Consider the following 17,694-nt stretch of genomic DNA (forward strand, 5'->3'; position numbering starts at 1 on the left):
CCCAGCCAGGCTACCAAAGCTGGCTAAACCAACGACGAGACCTCCGACCCTATCGGATCAACGTTTCAAACAACTTGGTCCACTTCTCAACAATCGATTTGTCGACCGCATTCAGGTCAAGTGTCAGGAGGCGTTTTTTCACCGCAATCGCTATGGGAACCTTCCATCCCTTCTCCAAAGTCTGACCCTGCTGAGCCGCCCAATTTTCAATCTGCGGCACAATCGGCGTACCGGGTTTATGGGTGTCTGCAAAAAGCTCGTCTAGACGAATATTCCTGTCTAGAGCTTCAACTATGACGTCCGCAGGAACCAAGTCCTCGATCTCGGACCCGGGCACATCCGTGAACGTGGCGACGTTATGCAGTTTCGATTCGTGACCCTTGTATAGCTCCTGCTTGAGTTCCTGTGTCGCCTTGCGACCCACAGTGTCGTCGTCTAGAAGCACAGCGGGGAGATCATCATCTCTCCCCAATAGGATACCCGATATCACCTTCACACTCTTAGCCCCACCGCTAGGCGGAAAAACCAACTCCTTCTTTGGTTTGATCTTCCCCGCCGATATCAGGAGCGTTTTGACAGCAGTCAGAATATACTGATCAGAGGGGCCTTCGACGATAATTGGCTCACATCCAATCAAAAGACTTTCAGCGACGTGAAGGTTCAAGGCTGAATTAAGTGCGTATGTCGCACCTGGCTGACTCTTCTTCGATTCTCCCTCGTTAAGATTACTCGTTGCCTTCGTCGTTCCGTTCTCGGAAACATATACTTTTCTCGCCTTGTCCAAATTGTCAGCATCGACAAGGAAGGGGGAATGCGTCGTAAATATTATTTGATTCGTCGCGGACAAATTCTCAAAGAAAAGCGCCAGATTCTTTTGAGCTAGCGGGTGGAGAGACAGGCCAGGTTCATCCAGAAGCAGGATCGCATTCTTGTGCTCCCCTTCGCTCTCAACGAGGAACACCAGGTAGAAACTCAAGAACCACTGAAGACCCGTGCTTCGTCCTTCAAGCTCAACTTCGTCAGGCCTGCGATCATCGCTAACCCGCTTCTCTCACCGAATCTATCGCCGGGCTGCGCTTTGAGGCGGCGCGGCCATTGGCATGGCTGTGGAGTTCGAGGACGGCGGCGATCAGCGCCGCGGTGTGGCGACGGTCAGGTCTTCAGCAATGTGTCCTCTATTGTTTGTGAGAAGGGTTCAGGTCCGGCGGCATTACAGAGCCGCGGCACGTATTCGGGCGTGAGCCAGGGCGAACTCCTCGGCATAGGGACACGCTGAGGCCATCGCCACCTTGATGCGACGAACCGAGACGCGCACCTGCGCGCCGATCTTCAGCAGTTTCAATCTGATCGTGCCGCAACTGGCGTTGGCGAGCCGGGTATGGGCAAGACCGAGGCGACGCAAGGCGCAGATCAGGACATACGCAAACGAGGCGAACCACAGCCGCAGCTGATTGGCGCGCATGGTGTTGGCACTGGTGCGATCAGCGTAGAGGTCGAGCTGGCACTCCTTGATCCGGTTCTCCATGTCGCCGCGGGCGCAGTAGAGCTCCTCGTAAAGCACCCGTGCCGCCCAGCGCCCCGGCTTGAGTGACGTCACGATGAAGCGCGGATTGGCGCCCTGCGTCGTCCATTCGGCCTTGGCCACGACCCGCCTGCGGCGCGACCAGCTGTCTTTTGTCGACCACCTGAAGTCGCGGAAGACCCGGGCGGCCTGCCCGCTTGCCCGAGATGCCAGGCAGGCTTCCTTCAAGGTCGGGGCGATCTTGGTTTCCAGCCGTTCATTGCGGGCGAGGCCGAAGACGTAGTCGACGCGATTGATCTCGCACCAGGCCATCAGTTCCTCGCGCGCAAAGCCGGAATCAGCGCGCAGGATGATGTGGACCCTGGGCCAGGTTTTGCGGATCTGGGTCACGATCCGCTCAACCTCCTCGACCGCTCCTTTGCTGGCATCGATGTTGGAACGCCTGAGCTTTGCCGCCAAAAGGTGCCGGCCGCAGAAGATGTAGAGCGGCAGGTAGCAGTAGCAGTTGTAGTAGCCGTGAAAGAACCTGCCTTCCTGCCGGCCGTGCAGCGGATCATCGGTGGCGTCGAGATCGAGCACGATCTCGGCCGGCGGCTTGTCGTGGGCTTTTAGGAACAGGTCCACGAACAAGGCCTCCAACGCTAGCCTGTCGTAGCTGATCTTGTGATAGCGCGTCGGCTCCCCGACCCGGCCATGCTCCAGCCGGTTGAGCGTCGACTTGCCAGCAAGCACCGCACAATCGTCTCGCTTCGGCGTCAAGCGTTCCGACACAAGTGCGAGCACCGGGTCGTGGCGAAGCGTGTCGTGGTCGTCGATGTCCTCGTATCCCAGCGCGATCGCTGCGATGCGTTGCCCGACCAACGTGCGGACGCTGTGAACCGTGAGATCCGGATCGCGGTAATCGACGAAGCACGAGGCCACCCGGTCGAACAGCCCGATGGCCCGATCAACGTGACGCAGAAGCAAGGCGCCCGCGTCTGAGGTAATGGCTCCGCCGTCGAAACCAGCCACAACTTTGTGGCCGTCGAAGCCTTCAAATTCAAGCTGCTCGGAAGTACAGTGTGTCTGCATCGGACCCCGTTCCTGAATCTGATAACTCTTTGTTGCAAAAGCAGTTTCTCAGATTCTCGGGGCCGATGCACTTCTTTTGGTGAGATATTCGGGCTAACCCATATCCTGAAATGGTCGCCGTCCGCCTCAAAGCGAAATCGATAATCGCCCTGTTTCCACCAGTCCTTAAATTTGCCCGTCAGCTTCGTGCCGGCGGACTGCAGAAGTATCGAGCGCTCTTTCTTCTTTAGATTTATCGCCTCTATCTCTGCGTCTTTCGGTTTCCGGTTGGGATCTTGTGGGTCTTTGAAGTCACGACCAAGCTCCAGTATTTCCTGCGGGTTTAGTCCGACAAACCCGAACAAGACCCGGAGCGTTCTTGCTTTGGCAGCCTCTTTCAGTCCGAGTCCCTCGCGTGCCAAGTTGTCAACTACGTGCGGTAGATATATCTCCGAGTCAAGGTTTCCGTAATTTGAGTAGTAGAGGAAAACCGGCATCCTTTTGTGGAACTCGTCCCAGACACCTTCAAATTCACCGGGAGATTTCCGATGAAATACCGACGACAGCCTCCCCATTTGCTCAATTGATTGAAGGATCCTTGGATGGATGGAGCTTGATTTTGCATGCTCTGGGTTATGCAGTGATTTTATTTTAGCCAACAACGAATCAAGTTCGGACCCCTTGATTTGATCGTTGAGTGAGGATTGAGCTGAAGCTACCTCACGAAGGACGCGCTCCTTAAGGCCACCCTCGCTGGCAAGCTCGCTTGTGGCTGATATACTGGTTTGAAGGCTGTCAAAAATTGAGCGCACCTCATCCGTTTTTATCGAATTGGGCGCGACGGCCTTGGGAAATGACCATTCATAGCTTCCATCAAATCTTCGGGAGAGGTGAACTATATCTATTTCCGACTCTCGATAACCCGTGAGCTTAGCGATTGCGCCAGCATCTTCTTCTAAATTAAATACTGCCTCAACAAACTTATACCCGTTTGGATTTTTTCTTATATCGCCGTATTTATTTTTCGGATAATCAGCTGTTGGCTCGATACTCCCTTCTTTTGCTGGATTAAGCTTCCATAGCGGCAACAATAAATTGGTTTTACCGGACTCGTTGACTCCAACAAACGCAGTAACGTTGTCCAGCTCAATCCAGCCGCTATCCTCTACGGATCGAAAATTCGTGACCCGGAACTTGCTCAGTCTCATTGCCACCCTCCCTGTCTCACTTTGTGAGTGTTACTCGATTCGAGGGAGGTTAGAAATAACTGCGCTAGCTGAGCGGCATATGCAAAGCAGGTGCGATTAACTTTTGCGAATGAGACTTCCTCAGCGAGATTGCCTCTTATGGCATCCGCGCCATTGTGAACAATTTCACGCATAGGTTCGCGCTCAATACGACAGTCCTCGCGTTGGCGAGTTGCGCGCCCGATAGCGTCACCGCACTGCCGCAACCCCCGGGGGTGGGACTCGCTGCCTGCTGCAGCTCGACCCACCGGGTCGATGCGAGCGGCCGAGGGCCGGACCCCTCAATCCCCCATCTTCAGCGCCTGGATGAACGCCTCCTGGGGAATATCCACCTTGCCGAACTGGCGCATGCGCTTCTTGCCCTCTTTCTGCTTGTCGAGCAGCTTGCGCTTGCGGCTCACGTCGCCGCCGTAGCATTTGGCGGTGACGTCCTTGCGCAGGGCCGAGATGGTCTCGCGGGCGATGATGCGGCCGCCGATCGCGGCCTGGATCGGGATCTTGAAGAGGTGGTGCGGGATCAGCTCCTTCAGCTTCTCGCACATCTGCCGGCCGCGCTTTTCGGCCGCCGAGCGGTGCACCAGCATGGATAAAGCGTCGACCGGCTCGTCATTGACCAGGATCGACATTTTCACCAAATCGCCCTCGCGATAGTCGGTCAGATGATAGTCGAAGGAGGCGTAGCCCTTGGAGATCGATTTCAGCCGGTCGTAGAAATCGAAGACGACTTCGTTGAGCGGCAGGTCGTAGGTCAGCATGGCGCGCTTGCCGACATAGGAGAGATCGGCCTGGATGCCGCGCCTGTCCTGGCAGAGTTTCAGGATGCCGCCGAGATAGTCGTCGGGGGTGAGGATGGTGGCGCGGATCCACGGCTCCTCGATCGAGGCGATCTTGACCACGTCGGGCATGTCGGCCGGGTTGTGCAGTTCCTTCACCGTGCCGTCATTGAGGTTCATGCGGTAGACGACGGAAGGCGCCGTGGCGATGAGGTCGAGGTTGAACTCGCGCTCCAGCCGCTCCTGGATGATCTCCAGATGAAGCAGGCCGAGGAAGCCGCAGCGGAAGCCGAAGCCGAGCGCGGCGGAGGTTTCCATTTCATAGGAGAACGACGCGTCGTTGAGGCGCAGCTTGCCGACGGCGGCGCGCAGATCCTCGAAATCGGCGGCGTCGACCGGGAACAGGCCGCAGAACACCACCGGCTGCGCCGGCTTGAAGCCGGGCAGCGCGGTCGCGGTCGGGCGGCGGTCCTCGGTGATGGTGTCGCCGACACGGGTATCGGCCACTTCCTTGATCGAACCGGTGAAAAAGCCGAACTCGCCGGGGCCGAGCTCGTCGACGACGATGCGGGCCGGCGTGAAGACGCCGGTGCGCTCGACCAAATAGCGGGCGCCGGTGCCCATCATGCGGATGGTCTGGCCCTTCTTCAGCACGCCGTCGATGATGCGCACCAGCACGATGACGCCGAGATAGGCGTCGTACCAGGAGTCCACCAGCATCGCCTTCAAGGGGGCGGCGATGTCGCCCTCGCGCGGCGGCGGCAGTTGGTGGACGATCGCTTCGAGCACATCAGGGATGCCGAGACCGGTCTTAGCCGAGATCAGCACGGCGTTGGAGGCGTCGATGCCGATCACCTCCTCGACCTGCTCGCGGATACGCTCGGGCTCGGCGGCCGGCAGGTCGACCTTGTTCAGCACCACGACGATCTCGTGGTTGTTGTCGATGGCCTGGTAGACATTGGCCAGCGTCTGCGCCTCGACCCCTTGCGAAGCGTCGACCACCAGCAGCGAGCCCTCGCAGGCGGCGAGCGAGCGCGACACTTCATAGGCGAAGTCGACATGGCCGGGCGTGTCGATGAGGTTGAGCACATAGTCCTCGCCATTTTGGGCGCGGTAGTTCAGCCGTACCGTCTGCGCCTTGATGGTGATGCCGCGCTCGCGCTCGATGTCCATGGAGTCCAGCACCTGCTCCTTCATGTCACGCGCGTCCAGCCCGCCGGTGAGCTGGATGAGGCGGTCGGCAAGCGTGGATTTGCCATGGTCGATATGGGCGACGATGGCGAAGTTGCGGATGTGGTCGAGCGGGGTGGTCATGCGGCGCGCTTTAGCAGGGGCGGGTTGCAGGGGCAAGTTGCCTTTCCCTTCTCCCCTTGTGGGAGAAGGTGTCGCCGAAGGCGACGGATGAGGGGTGTTCCAGGGAACGCCAGCGCCTCACTCCGCTGGAACACCCCTCATCCGTCTCGGCGCTGCGCGCCGATCCACCTTCTCCCACAAGGGGAGAAGGAAAAAGGCGTCCCACATATTCAAATCCGCTTAAACTTTCATCCATCCCTTTAGGGCATCTTCGCCCATGGATGGTAAATCGGCTCCCTGCCAAGGCTCGCTCAATGCTCAGACATGCCCAGAAATTCAGCCCGGCCGGGATGGCCGGATCGGTGAAGCAATTCCTCTCCTCCAGAAGCGGCTCGCTGGCGCCGATGCTGGTGATGGCGGTCATCCCACTGCTGCTGGCGGTCGGCTTTTCCGTCGACTACACCTCGGCGATCCAGACCCGCAGCAACATGCAGAACGCGCTCGACGCGGCGATTCTGTCGATCACGACGCTGCCGACGACCACAACTGACGCCGACCGCCAGACGGCGCTGCAGCAGGCCTATGTCGCCAATAGCGGGCTGGGCACGGTGAAGCTCACGGCCGTCAACGTCGCCGCCGACGGCACCGCCAGCTTCTCGGCCAAGGCGAATTATCCGATGCCGACCACTTTCATGTCGATCGCCAGGGTCAATTCGGTGCAGGTCGGCGTCGGTTCCTCGGTGCGCAAGACGCCAGCGCTGGTGCAGACGACCTTCAGGGTGACGAAAGTGTCGGGCTATTGGGGCAAGACGATGTACCTCTACGGCACCAAATTCGGCGACACCGTGGCCAAGCCGCTGATGACGATCAGCTACGCCTATAACGGCTATGGCGATCCGAAGGGCTACGGCACCACAACCGTCAACACCATCAACGGCTCGACCACAACGACGGTGCAGAAGCAGGTCTGCACGACGAAGACCGTCAGCAATTTCAACAACCTTCCCGTCGGCGCCATCACCCAGACCAGCGGCAGCAAGAAGTATGTGACGACCTGCGCCGACACCTTCTATCCCGCCAACGGGGCCGGCGCGGTGATCGACGTCAGCCAGATGGACCAGCTCTATCTGGAGATGGACGTGCCTTCCGGCAACCCGAAGGTGTTGAAGTCCAACGATCCCAGCACTTCGGACCGGCTCTACATCGGTGTCAGCCAGAGCACCATGCCCGAAGTGGCGGTCGGCCAGACCGTCAACATCTTCACCGCCGTGCCGTGCGGCCAGACCGGCTACCAGGCCTGGGAAGACGGCGGATCGGCGGTGCCGACGTCCGCCTCCGTGGGCACCACCCAAGCCGACTTCTTCTACACCGTGCAGGGCAAGTGCAACTACAACCAGCGCCCGTCCGAGACGGTGCTGACGCAGTAGGGCCTCTCTTCCCTTCTCCCCTTGCGGGAGAAGGTGGCTCGGCGCGCAGCGCCGAGACGGATGAGGGGTGTTGGACGGAGTGCGACCGCGGGCTAATCTCACTCTATGCCGCATCAACCGGTCACACGAGCCAAGCGCAGTTTTGCCCGTTCGCTCCGCCGTGAGATGACGGAAGCGGAGAACAAGCTTTGGCAAGAACTGCGCGATCGCAGGCTCGACCGGATCAAGTTTCGGCGTCAAGTTCCCATTGGAAAATATATCGCCGACTTCGTCTGCCTCGAAGCACGCCTGATCGTCGAAATCGATGGCAACCAGCACGCGGACTCGGATTCCGATCGGATCCGTAGCGCCGAGTTGAAGGGAAACGGCTTTCGCGTGCTGCGCTTTTGGAACGACGATGTCCTAAAGGATTTGGACGGCGTCTGCGGGACGATTATCGCTTATGTGAGAGATACCAGCCTGCAACCATGGCGGTGAAGTGTCCCCGTCGGCGTCAAGCTGGAGCACCCCTCATCCGTGTCGGCGCTGCGCGCCGAGCCACCTTCTCCCGCAAGGGGAGAAGGAAGAGCGTCAGCGCCCCCAATCACAAACCGGTGATGGTTGTAACGAAGCCCGTGGCGGCGGCGAAACTGGGGATGTGGCCGGCTGACGGCCCCCGCCGCAACGGAGACTTCCCATGAAGAAAGCAACAACCGGCAAGGTCTGGCTCGCCGCGCTGGCGGCGCTTGTCGCGACTGCGGGCACGGCCGCCCCACAACCGCTCACCGTGGTCGAATTGTTCACCAGCCAGGGCTGCTCGTCCTGCCCGCCGGCCAATGCCAATCTGATCAAGGTCAAGGACCAGCCGGGCGTGCTGGCGCTGTCGTTCAACGTCACCTATTGGGATTATCTCGGCTGGAAGGATACGTTCGGCCGGCAGGAATTCACCCAGCGCCAGGTCAACTACGAGCCGTCGCTCGGCCATGACGGGCCGTTCACGCCGCAGGTGGTGGTCAACGGCCGCACGGACGCCGTCGGCGCCCGGCCGGGCGAGATCCAGGGCCTGATCGCCAGCAGCGGCCAGGCCGCCGGGCCGTCGCTTTCGCTCGCCGGCGGCAAGATCTCGATCGGCGCCGGCAAGGCGCCTTCCGGCCGCGCCGACATCTGGCTGGTTCGCTATAACAAAGGTGTCGTCGAGGTGCCGGTGGCGCGCGGCGAGAACACCGGCCGCACGCTGCCGCATGCCAACGTCGTGCATTCGCTGCAGAAACTCGGCAGCTGGAGCGGCGAAGCGAAGACGCTGCCGCTGCCGGCCGCCACCGGCGGCCTCAGCACCGCGGTGCTGGTGCAAACGCCGGGCGGCGGGCCGATCCTCGCCGCGGCAGCCGACTGATTATTCCCATGCGACGCCACAGGACGCGGCAACGCATCATCCGGCCCGCATCCGCGCGTCACAACCCCCACGGAAACTCTAAGAGGAGACCACCATGACCAGATATCTGACGCTGCCGGCACTCGCCTTGGCGCTTGCGGCCACGGCTTTCGCCGCCGGCGCCCGCGCCGACGATGCGACCAACGCCATGAAACCGGCCGCGACGACCGAGGCGATGAAGCCGGCGACGGATGCGATGAAACCGGCCGACGCGATGGCACCGGATGCCATGGCGACGCAGGCGATGAAACCCGCTACCGATGCGATGAAGCCCGCCGATGCCATGAAGCCGGCGGATGCGATGGCTCCGGCTCAATAAAGTTGAGCTATGGCTGTTGACTCCCCCTCACCCAGCCTCCGCTTCGCTCGGCTGACCTCTCCCCGGCGGGGAGAGGAGGCGGTCAGCGCCGGCGCCAGTCTCTTCTCCCCAGTGGGGAGAAGGTGGCCCGAAGGGCCGGATGAGGGGGAGCGCCGCACGGCAAAGTGAGAACCCGGGGGCGGCCTCTTTCGTATATAATGAACAGCAACAAGGGAGATTGAACATGAACGGCATCGACAAAAAACCCGCGCGGCGATCACCATTCCTCGCTGCGCTGGCGGCGCTTGCGATCACCGCGGCAGCGGCAATTTTCTGGCAGACGCCGGCCCGCTCGGCCGAGGACGCGGTGGTGATCCCGCCGCCGGCAATGGATGAAAAGGCTGCCGGCGGCAGCGAGAAGGCAATCTTTGCCGGCGGCTGCTTCTGGGGCGTGCAGGGCGTGTTCCAGCACGTCAAGGGCGTGACCAAGGCCGTCTCCGGCTATACCGGCGGCAGCGCCGAAAACGCCGTCTACGAGATCGTCGGCACCGGCCGCACGGGACACGCCGAGTCGGTCGAGATCACCTACAATCCGTCGCAAGTGACCTACGGCCAGCTCTTGCAGGTGTATTTCTCGGTCGCCCACAATCCGACGCAGCTCAACTACCAGGGACCGGACTCAGGCACCCAGTACCGCTCGACGATCTTTGCCGAGAACGATCAGCAGAAGAAGATCGCCGAGAGCTACATCGCCCAGCTCGACAAGGCCAAGGTGTTTTCGAAGCCGATCGTCACCACGCTGGAGACCGGCAAGACCTTCTATCCGGCGGAAAACTACCACCAGGATTTCCTGACGCTGAACCCGACCTATCCCTACATCGTCTACAACGACCTGCCCAAGATCGAGAACTTGAAGTCGCTGTTCCCGCAGCTCTACAGCGAGAAGCCGGTGCTGGTGCTGGCGTCGAGCAATTAGGGTCAATCTCCCCCCTCGAGGGGGAGATGGCCGGCAGGCCAGAGGGGGTCGGTTCGACCGGGCTCGGCCTGCTGCAGCAGAAGGAGGCTGGCGCTCCACGCGCGGCGACCCCCTCTGTCGCCTTCGGCGACATCTCCCCCTCAAGGGGGGAGATTGCTCTCAATCATACGTCAGATCCGTCGCCTTGCCGCTGAAGACGCGGTAGGCGTAGAAGGAATAGAAGATGATGACCGGCAGCACGACGACGGTGCCGGCCAGAATGATGGCGAGGCTTTCCGGCGCGGAAGCCGCCTGCCAGATGGTCAATTTGTCGGGCACGACATAGGGGTAGAACGACCAGGCGAGCCCGGCAAAGCCGAGCGTGAAGATCGCGGTGAGCGCCAGGAACGGCCTGATCGCATGGCGGTCGTCGGGCTTCGGCAGGTCGAAGGTCTGCCGCCATAGCCACAGGAACAGCAGCGCCGACAGGATGGGCAGCGGCGACAGATAGAGGATCTGCGGCCAGACGAACCATTTGTCGAAGATGCGCGGGCTGGCGAAGGGCGTGGCCAGCGACACGGCAATCATGCCGAGCGCCGTCAGCACCAGCGCGGTGCGCAGCCAGCGCACCGCCTTCTTCTGCAGATCGTCCTCGGTCTTGTAGATCAGCCAGGCGGCGCCCATGGCGGCATAAGCCGCCGACAGGCAGAGCGCCACCAGCGCGCCGAAAGCCATGCCGCCAAGGCCGACATCGAGGCCGAGCACATAGACGCCCAGCATGTAGCCCTGCGCCAGCGAGGCGGTTGCCGAGCCCAGAAAGAAGATGCGGTTCCAGCGGTGCTTCTTGCCGGCCGGCACCTTGGCGCGGAAATCGAAGGCGACGCCGCGCAGGATCAGGCCGACCAGGAGCACGAAGACCGGAAGGTAGAGCGCAGTAAGGATGGTGCCGTGCGCCATCGGGAAGGCGACCAGCAAAAGCCCGACCGCCAGCACCAGCCACGTCTCGTTGGCGTCCCAGAACGGGCCTATGGCCGCGATCATGGTGTCCTGCTCGGCGTCGCCGGCGGCGGCGAACAGGATGCCGATGCCGAGATCGAAGCCGTCGAGCACGACATAGATCAGAATGGCGAGGCCCATCAGGCCGGCGAAGATCAAAGGCAGCGCGGTTGGCCAGTCGAAGGTCATCGTTTCACTCCCCCGCGGCCGGCTGCGAAAGGGCCGCGTTCATGACGCCAGGCAACGGCGAGGTGTCGCCGTCCTTGGCCGCCTTCAGCGCCAAATGCGCCAGCACGCCGAGATAGGCGATCAAGAGCAGCACATAGAGCATGAGATAGACGGCCAAGGTCAGCGCGACGTGGCTGCCGGCGACCGGGCCGACGGCGTCGGCCGTCTTCAGGACGCCGGTCACCAGCCAAGGCTGGCGGCCGATCTCGGTGGTGTACCAGCCGGCGAGCGTTGCCAACCAGCCGGAAATGGTCATCGGCACCATAATGATGGCCAGCGGCTTCGGCAGGCTGTGCCGGCGCCAGAGGAACCAGGCCGCCGACCAGGAAACGATCAGCATCAGGATGCCGGTGCCGACCATGACGCGGAAGCCCCAGAACACCGGGAACACCGGCGGATGGTTGCCGGGATAGTCGTTGAGGCCGGGCACGACGCCGCCGGTCGAGTGACGCAGCACCAGGCTGGCGCCGTCGGGAATGGCGATCTCGAACCTGTTCTCCTTCGCTGCTTCGTCGGGCAGCGCGAACAGGACCAGCGGCACGTTGGGGCCGGTGTTCCAGTTGGCCTCCATGGCGGCGATCTTCTGCGGCTGGTGCGCGAGCGTGTTCAGGCCGTGCTGGTCGCCGGCGAAGATCTGGATCGGGATCAGGATGGCGGCGGTGAAGACGCCGGTGCGCAGCGCCTTCCACATCGATTCCGAGCGGTCGCCGTAAAGGTAGCGCAGCGCCGACAGGCCGGCGATCAGGAACGAGACGGTCAGGCCCGAGGCCAGCAGCATGTGAACCAGGCGGTAAGGCATCGACGGATTGAAGACGATAGCCCACCAGCTGACCGCATGCGCGACGCCGTCGCGCATCTCGAAGCCGGCCGGAGTCTGCATCCAGGAGTTCAAAGCGATGATCCAGAAGGCCGACACCGTGGTGCTGCCGGCGACCAGCACCGTCGCCAGAGTGTGGATGCGGTTGGAGACGCGACGGAAGCCGAACAGCATGATGCCGAGGAAGGCCGCCTCGAGAAAGAAGGCGGTGAGGATTTCGTAGGCGAGCAGGGGACCTGCGATGTTGCCGACGGTCTTCATGTAGCCCGGCCAGTTGGTGCCGAACTGGAAGCTCATGGTGACGCCGGAAACAACGCCCATGGCGAAGGACAGCGCGAAAACCTTCACCCAGGTGAAATAGGCGTGCATCCAGGCGGAATCGCCTGATGCGTTGTAGCGCAGCTTGAAGAACAGAAGCACCCAGCCAAGTGCAATGGTGATCGCCGGAAACAGGATGTGAAACGAAATGTTCGCGCCGAACTGGATACGCGACAGAATGAGCGGGTCCATGGCGGCTCCGGCTGCTGTTATTCTTTGAGGGTAGGCCTCAAAACCCGTCCCGGTCAAAGCGGCGCGGCGTCACGCGAGGCGCGTTGTCGCAGCGCCAAGCGCGGCCGTGCCGCGGCCTTGATAAACGCCTCGCGTGACAGCTTGCCGACGACGACACACCGCATTAGAGCCGGCCAAGGTCCCTCGACTGTCCAGAGATGTCAGGAGCAGGATCGATTTGCGGTTTGCATGAAACGACATCCGACCTATATGAGGTCACCTTTTCCAGCCAAGCCGTTTTCAGCATGTCATCCATCATCTCAATTTCCGGTGTCACGAAAACCTATGCCACCGGCTTCAAGGCGCTGAAGGAAATCAATCTCGACATCGAGCGCGGTGAGATCTTCGCGCTGCTCGGGCCGAACGGCGCCGGCAAGACGACGCTGATCTCGATCGTCTGCGGCATCGTCAACCGTTCCTCCGGCACCGTCACCGTGGACGGCCACGACATCGGCAAGGATTACCGCGCCGCGCGCAGCCTGATCGGGCTGGTGCCGCAGGAATTGACCATCGACGCTTTCGAGACGGTCTGGGCGACGGTCAGCTACAGCCGCGGCCTTTTCGGCAAGCCGGCCAACCCCGGCTTCGTCGAAAAGGTGCTGCGCGATCTTTCGCTGTGGGACAAGAAGGACGCCAGGGCGATCACGCTGTCCGGCGGTATGAAACGCCGGCTGATGATCGCCAAGGCGCTGTCGCATGAGCCGCGCGTTTTGTTCCTCGACGAGCCGACGGCAGGCGTCGACGTCGAGCTGCGCCAGGACATGTGGGCGATGGTGCGCAGGCTGCGCGAGGACGGCGTCACCATCATCCTCACCACACATTACATCGAGGAGGCCGAGGCGATGGCCGACCGCGTCGGCGTCATCAACCGCGGCGAGATCATCCTGGTCGAGGGCAAGGCGGAATTGATGCGCAAGCTCGGCCGCAAGCAGCTGACGCTGGAACTGCGCGCGCCGCTGAATACGCTGCCGGACGGCCTCTCGCGCTATGCGCTGGAGCTGTCGCCGGATGGCGGACAGCTGACCTACACTTATGACAACCAGAGCGACCGGCCGGGCGTCGCCTCGCTGATCCGCGACCTCCAGGCGGCCGGCGTCCAGTACCGCGACATGGACACCAAGAACAGCTCGCTCGAGGAGATCTTCGTCAACCTGCTGAGGCAAGAGCCATGAACCCGCGCGCGACCGTGAATCTTCGCGCAGTCTGGGCGATCTACCGGGTGGAGATGGCGCGCGCCTTCCGCACCGTGCTGCAGAGCATCATCTCGCCGGTCATCTCGACATCGCTCTATTTCGTCGTCTTCGGCTCGGCCATCGGCTCGCGCATCACCGAGATCGACGGCATCAGCTACGGCGCCTTCATCGTGCCGGGGTTGATGATGCTGTCGCTCTTGACGCAGTCGATCTCGAACGCGTCCTTCGCCATCTATTTCCCGAAATTCGTCGGCTCGATCTACGAGCTCCTGTCGGCGCCGGTCTCCTATCTGGAGATCATCCTTGCCTATGTCGGGGGTGCGGCGACCAAATCGATCCTGCTCGGCCTGATTATTCTGGCGACGGCGGCGCTGTTCGTGCCGCTGAGGATCGAGCACCCGTTGTGGATGATCGCCTTCCTGGTGCTGACGGCGGTGACCTTCAGCCTGTTCGGCTTCATCATCGGTATCTGGGCGAAGACCTTCGAGCAGCTGCAGCTGGTGCCGCTGCTGATCGTCACGCCGCTGACCTTCCTCGGCGGCAGCTTCTATTCCATCCATATGCTGCCCGGCATCTGGAAGACGGTCACGCTGTTCAACCCGGTCGTCTACCTGATCAGCGGCTTCCGCTGGAGCTTTTACGGCAAGGCCGACGTCTCGGTCGGCGTCAGCCTCGGCATGACGCTGGTGTTCCTGGCTGTCTGCATCGCAATCGTGGCGTGGATCTTCAGGACCGGGTATCGGCTGAGGAACTGACGCGGCTTGGGTTCCTTCAAATCGCCTTCACCAGCCGCAGCAGCCCCAGCATTTCCATCAGCGTCCCTTTGCGGAAGGCGACGTAGGTCGGTTCCTCGACACCGTGGAAGCGGCGCTTGAAGGCTGCTTGGCCCTGCAAGTTGAACCTTGAGCGGTTGACCCAAGGCGACTGGTAGGCGCGCTGGAAGGCGCCGCGCCAGAAGCTCGATTCGGCAAAGCCGCTGGGCTCGACATCGACCAGCGGCGACAGACCCAGCGTGACCACCGAAATGCCCTCCTCGCGAAAGCGGTCGACGGCGAACTTGGTCAGCCCGATCTCGGCATGCGGCGTGGCGTCGACCTGCTTGCGCTTGAAGGCCGTGGTGTAGCCGATGACCTTGCCGTCGCTGAACAGCGGATCGAAATCGAGCAGAGCGACGAGCTCGCCCTCCGGCCCGTGCAGGACGAAGCGACGCATGTCGGCGCCGAGGTGATAGGCGAAGGGGCGGTTGAGGAAGCCCATTTCCCAGCGCTTGACGATGCGCTCGCCGCGCCAGTTCTCGGAAAGCCTCGTAACTTCGTCGAGCAGCATGTTGTTTCTGTCCTCGGCGAAGGTGAAGCCTTTCTTCATCAGCCAGCGTTCGGAATAGCGCACCGTTTCGTTGCGCTTGCCGGAGAAATCATGGGCCGGCAGCTCAAGCCTGGTGTCGATGCCCAGCCGGTTGACCTGGTAGCCGAGCCCGGCCAGCACCTTTGCCGTGGCGGCGCTGATTTGAACGAACCACGGGCCGCCCGCGGCTTCGACGAAACGCTTGATGTAGGCGGGCCGATCCGCCGTATCGACGACCGGATCGCCAAGGGCAAAATGGTGCTTCATCTTGCTGCCGAAGGCGATGTAGCCGTCGCCGTCGCTGAAGTAGGACAGTTTTGGCTGCACGGCGGTGGAATAGGCGAGCGAGAAATCGCCATGGCGGCGGACCAGCGCCAGGCGTTCGATATGCGTCAGCTCGCGCCGCTGGACCTTGGGCGCGGCGCCTTCGAGAAAACCGTCGATGTAGATGCGCAAGGAGGGCATGGGTCCACGTGCCGATTTTGATGGATCCCCCCGAATCAATCGCCTCGTCGCGATTGAATAACGATCATATCGCGCACGCGCCATATAGGACGCCGCCGGCTCCCGCAGAAGGGGAAATCCGAGCCCGATTGGTGAGCGACGGTGAAGGAGCCTTCTTGCTTCTTGGGATGCTGGAGTTTTTGACCTTCACTTCCCGAAGCTCGCCGGTTACATTTTAGTGACAGCGGCGTGATCCGCCTTCGGATATTTATTTGCCGGCTGATCACTGCTTTAATCGCCCAGAGGTAGAAGCGTCCTCGGTCGACGCGGCGACGGCAGCCGCTTAGAGGGAAGAAAACTGAGCTTCCGGGGGCGCTCGCCGCGGTCGCGCTGATCACGCTCGGGCCCTATATGCGGCGGCTGTTGACGGAACTGCGGCAAGATGAAATCGACCACAAGCGCGCTGCTCAACAGAATAGAATTTCCGGTGCTGCTCGCCGGGCTGCTGATCGCTGCTGGCCTCTGGGGGTTCGTCGAGCTGATGGAGCTGGCGCGCGCGGCCACGCCGCATGCCTTCGACACCGAAATCCTGCTCGCCTTCCGCCATGCCGGGCAGCCCGACAATCCGATCGGCCCGCTTTGGCTGCAAGGCGCGATGCGCGACATCACCAGCCTCGGCAGCACCAGCGTGCTGGTGCTGGTTACGACGGCGACGATCATCTATCTGCTGCTGATCCGCAGACCGGCGGCGGCACTGCTGATGTTCGTGGCGGTGGCGGGTGGGAAAGTTCTCTCGATCCTGCTCAAATTCGAGGTCGACCGGCCGCGGCCCGAACTTGTCTCGCATCTCGTCAACGAGACGTCGCTGTCCTTTCCGAGCGGCCATGCCATGCTGTCGGCGATCACCTATCTGACGCTCGGCTCGCTGGCGGCGCGTTTCCTGCCGGACCGCACGACCAGGATCTTCGTGCTTGGCCTTGCCGTGCTCACCACAGTGCTGGTCGGCATCAGCCGCGTCTATCTCGGCGTGCATTGGCCGTCGGACGTGCTTGCCGGCTGGTGCGCCGGTTTCGCCTGGGCCATGCTGTGCTGGCTTGCGGCGCGCCTGCTGCAGCGGCGCAAGGTGCTGGCGGACAGCGAGTGAGCCGCGCCGGCGAGATGCTTCTCAAACCGCCGCTTCGATCGGTTCGGCAAGTTTCGGGTTTGCGCGCGCGGCGATCAGGCAGCCGGCGACGATCAGGCATGCTCCTGCCAGCGTGGTCCAGGCCACCGCCTCATCGAAGAAGAACCAGCCAAGCGCGATTGCCCAGATGAAGGCCGAATATTCCGTCGGGATCAGATATTGCGCTTCGGCGCGGGCGTAGGACCAGCTCATCAGGAATTGGCCGGCGAGCGACAGCACCGTCACCCCGACAAGGGGGAGCCATAGATCCCTCGGCATTGCAACGGCGAGCCACGGCGCGGCGAAACCAAGGATGATCGCGACGCAGAGGTTCTGGAACAGCATGATCTCGACCGGTTTGGCCAACAGCGCCTGCCGCCGGGCGAGGATCAGATTGTAGCCATAGAATACCGTCGATACGAGCACCGCCGCCGTGCCGAGCAGGGCATCCTGCGAATGGCCGGCCTGACCGAACTGGCCGGCCAATATGATCGCGACGCCGGCGATGCCGGCCAGGGACGCCCACACCGCCTGCCGTCGGATTCGTTCGCCCAGCAACAGCGCGGCGAGGAAAAGGGCGAACAGGGGCGCGACAAAGCTGAGCCCGATCGCCTCGGCGAGCGGCAGCCTGGCCAGACCCCAGAAGAATGAGACCAGGACGATGCCGACGACCGCGGCGCGCAGCGCATGCAGCCTCAGCACCGGCAGGGTCGGTTTCGAACGCGGCCCTGCCGACCAGGCCGCGCCGGCGACCAGCGTCGCGACCATGCTGCGCCACAGCACCGTGTTGTATACACCGACCGCAATGACCAGCGACTTCATCGCCGCGTCCATCCCGGACAGCAGGAAGATCGCCAGCGCGCATATAAGCACCGGGATCATCGGCGAAACGGCGCCGCTCAGGCTGGATGTCTTCACGGCTTCGCTCATGCGGCGGACGGATATCCCGGAGCGAATGGCAGAACCAGATGGCAGTTCCGCCGAT

Annotated in this window: 15 protein-coding genes and 1 pseudogene; 8 read left to right on the forward strand and 8 right to left on the reverse strand. The window is 62.0% G+C overall.

All coding sequences use genetic code 11. The features are described from left to right. Positions 1-49: 49 nt before the first annotated feature. The 4 genes and pseudogenes from FJ974_RS03240 to lepA form a co-directional block, all read right to left on the reverse strand. On the reverse strand, positions 50-976 hold the full coding sequence (locus FJ974_RS03240) for an ATP-dependent nuclease (RefSeq protein WP_226891458.1): 927 nt from the start codon (positions 974-976) through the stop codon (positions 50-52). Between the two features lie 234 nt (positions 977-1,210). Beyond that, positions 1,211-2,593: an IS1380 family transposase gene (locus FJ974_RS03245; protein ID WP_140539328.1), complete on the reverse strand. Its 1,383-nt coding sequence runs from the start codon at positions 2,591-2,593 to the stop codon at positions 1,211-1,213. Between the two features lie 1,097 nt (positions 2,594-3,690). Further along, a pseudogene (locus FJ974_RS30140) lies at positions 3,691-3,780 on the reverse strand (hypothetical protein); the annotation flags it as partial. 320 nt (positions 3,781-4,100) lie between these two features. Next, complete coding sequence (gene lepA, locus FJ974_RS03255; protein WP_140539318.1) at positions 4,101-5,906, reverse strand: translation elongation factor 4; 1,806 nt, start codon at positions 5,904-5,906, stop codon at positions 4,101-4,103. 293 nt (positions 5,907-6,199) lie between these two features. Here lepA and FJ974_RS03260 point away from each other — a divergent pair, with 293 nt between their 5' ends. The 5 genes from FJ974_RS03260 (at position 6,200) to msrA (ending at position 9,997) form a co-directional block, all read left to right on the forward strand. Continuing rightward, positions 6,200-7,312, forward strand: a complete 1,113-nt coding sequence (locus FJ974_RS03260) for a TadE/TadG family type IV pilus assembly protein (RefSeq protein ID WP_226891460.1) — start codon at positions 6,200-6,202, stop codon at positions 7,310-7,312. A gap of 105 nt (positions 7,313-7,417) precedes the next feature. Continuing rightward, on the forward strand, positions 7,418-7,789 hold the full coding sequence (locus FJ974_RS03265; protein WP_140539319.1) for an endonuclease domain-containing protein: 372 nt from the start codon (positions 7,418-7,420) through the stop codon (positions 7,787-7,789). A gap of 199 nt (positions 7,790-7,988) precedes the next feature. Continuing rightward, positions 7,989-8,684, forward strand: a complete 696-nt coding sequence (locus tag FJ974_RS03270) for a DUF1223 domain-containing protein (protein ID WP_140539320.1) — start codon at positions 7,989-7,991, stop codon at positions 8,682-8,684. Positions 8,685-8,778: 94 nt separating this feature from the next. Further along, positions 8,779-9,042, forward strand: coding sequence for a hypothetical protein (locus tag FJ974_RS03275; protein WP_226891461.1), 264 nt, complete (start codon positions 8,779-8,781; stop codon positions 9,040-9,042). 223 nt (positions 9,043-9,265) lie between these two features. Continuing rightward, positions 9,266-9,997: a peptide-methionine (S)-S-oxide reductase MsrA gene (gene msrA / locus FJ974_RS03280; RefSeq protein WP_140538860.1), complete on the forward strand. Its 732-nt coding sequence runs from the start codon at positions 9,266-9,268 to the stop codon at positions 9,995-9,997. 159 nt (positions 9,998-10,156) lie between these two features. On the opposite strand, the gene FJ974_RS03285 is transcribed toward msrA, so the two are convergent. Both FJ974_RS03285 and FJ974_RS03290 read right to left on the reverse strand, forming a co-directional pair. Further along, positions 10,157-11,161, reverse strand: a complete 1,005-nt coding sequence (locus FJ974_RS03285; protein WP_140538861.1) for a cytochrome d ubiquinol oxidase subunit II — start codon at positions 11,159-11,161, stop codon at positions 10,157-10,159. Between the two features lie 4 nt (positions 11,162-11,165). Further along, a complete protein-coding gene (locus tag FJ974_RS03290) occupies positions 11,166-12,527 on the reverse strand; it encodes a cytochrome ubiquinol oxidase subunit I (RefSeq protein ID WP_140538862.1) in 1,362 nt (453 codons plus the stop codon). Between the two features lie 284 nt (positions 12,528-12,811). Between FJ974_RS03290 and FJ974_RS03295 the strand changes: the two genes are divergently transcribed. Together FJ974_RS03295 and FJ974_RS03300 are read left to right on the forward strand one after the other, a co-directional pair. Beyond that, the gene (locus FJ974_RS03295) at positions 12,812-13,738 is read left to right on the forward strand and encodes an ABC transporter ATP-binding protein (RefSeq protein ID WP_140538863.1); all 927 of its coding nucleotides are present in this window, start codon (positions 12,812-12,814) and stop codon (positions 13,736-13,738) included. 14 nt (positions 13,739-13,752) lie between these two features. After that, the gene (locus FJ974_RS03300; RefSeq protein WP_140538905.1) at positions 13,753-14,514 is read left to right on the forward strand and encodes an ABC transporter permease; all 762 of its coding nucleotides are present in this window, start codon (positions 13,753-13,755) and stop codon (positions 14,512-14,514) included. Between the two features lie 16 nt (positions 14,515-14,530). On the opposite strand, the gene FJ974_RS03305 is transcribed toward FJ974_RS03300, so the two are convergent. Further along, positions 14,531-15,568, reverse strand: coding sequence for a phosphatidylglycerol lysyltransferase domain-containing protein (locus FJ974_RS03305; protein WP_140538864.1), 1,038 nt, complete (start codon positions 15,566-15,568; stop codon positions 14,531-14,533). 421 nt (positions 15,569-15,989) lie between these two features. Between FJ974_RS03305 and FJ974_RS03310 the strand changes: the two genes are divergently transcribed. Next, complete coding sequence (locus FJ974_RS03310) at positions 15,990-16,691, forward strand: phosphatase PAP2 family protein (protein WP_140538865.1); 702 nt, start codon at positions 15,990-15,992, stop codon at positions 16,689-16,691. A 21-nt stretch (positions 16,692-16,712) separates the two neighbouring features. Here FJ974_RS03310 and FJ974_RS03315 read toward each other — a convergent pair whose 3' ends face one another. Then, a complete protein-coding gene (locus FJ974_RS03315; protein WP_140538866.1) occupies positions 16,713-17,639 on the reverse strand; it encodes a DMT family transporter in 927 nt (308 codons plus the stop codon). Positions 17,640-17,694: the final 55 nt, after the last annotated feature.

The sequence above is a fragment of the Mesorhizobium sp. B1-1-8 genome (assembly GCF_006442795.2).
In the GTDB taxonomy this organism is placed as follows: Bacteria; Pseudomonadota; Alphaproteobacteria; order Rhizobiales; family Rhizobiaceae; genus Mesorhizobium.

What these genes read in the sequence shown, in the direction of transcription:
- FJ974_RS03275 (WP_226891461.1), top strand. Translation starts at nt 8,779, where the DNA reads ATGACCAGATATCTGACGCTGCCGGCACTCGCCTTGGCGCTTGCGGCC.
- msrA (WP_140538860.1), top strand. Translation starts at nt 9,266, where the DNA reads ATGAACGGCATCGACAAAAAACCCGCGCGGCGATCACCATTCCTCGCT.
- lepA (WP_140539318.1), bottom strand. Translation starts at nt 5,906, where the DNA reads ATGACCACCCCGCTCGACCACATCCGCAACTTCGCCATCGTCGCCCAT.
- FJ974_RS03245 (WP_140539328.1), bottom strand. Translation starts at nt 2,593, where the DNA reads ATGCAGACACACTGTACTTCCGAGCAGCTTGAATTTGAAGGCTTCGAC.
- FJ974_RS03290 (WP_140538862.1), bottom strand. Translation starts at nt 12,527, where the DNA reads ATGGACCCGCTCATTCTGTCGCGTATCCAGTTCGGCGCGAACATTTCG.
- FJ974_RS03285 (WP_140538861.1), bottom strand. Translation starts at nt 11,161, where the DNA reads ATGACCTTCGACTGGCCAACCGCGCTGCCTTTGATCTTCGCCGGCCTG.
- FJ974_RS03310 (WP_140538865.1), top strand. Translation starts at nt 15,990, where the DNA reads ATGAAATCGACCACAAGCGCGCTGCTCAACAGAATAGAATTTCCGGTG.
- FJ974_RS03260 (WP_226891460.1), top strand. Translation starts at nt 6,200, where the DNA reads ATGCTCAGACATGCCCAGAAATTCAGCCCGGCCGGGATGGCCGGATCG.
- FJ974_RS03295 (WP_140538863.1), top strand. Translation starts at nt 12,812, where the DNA reads ATGTCATCCATCATCTCAATTTCCGGTGTCACGAAAACCTATGCCACC.
- FJ974_RS03315 (WP_140538866.1), bottom strand. Translation starts at nt 17,639, where the DNA reads ATGAGCGAAGCCGTGAAGACATCCAGCCTGAGCGGCGCCGTTTCGCCG.
- FJ974_RS03305 (WP_140538864.1), bottom strand. Translation starts at nt 15,568, where the DNA reads ATGCCCTCCTTGCGCATCTACATCGACGGTTTTCTCGAAGGCGCCGCG.
- FJ974_RS03265 (WP_140539319.1), top strand. Translation starts at nt 7,418, where the DNA reads ATGCCGCATCAACCGGTCACACGAGCCAAGCGCAGTTTTGCCCGTTCG.
- FJ974_RS03270 (WP_140539320.1), top strand. Translation starts at nt 7,989, where the DNA reads ATGAAGAAAGCAACAACCGGCAAGGTCTGGCTCGCCGCGCTGGCGGCG.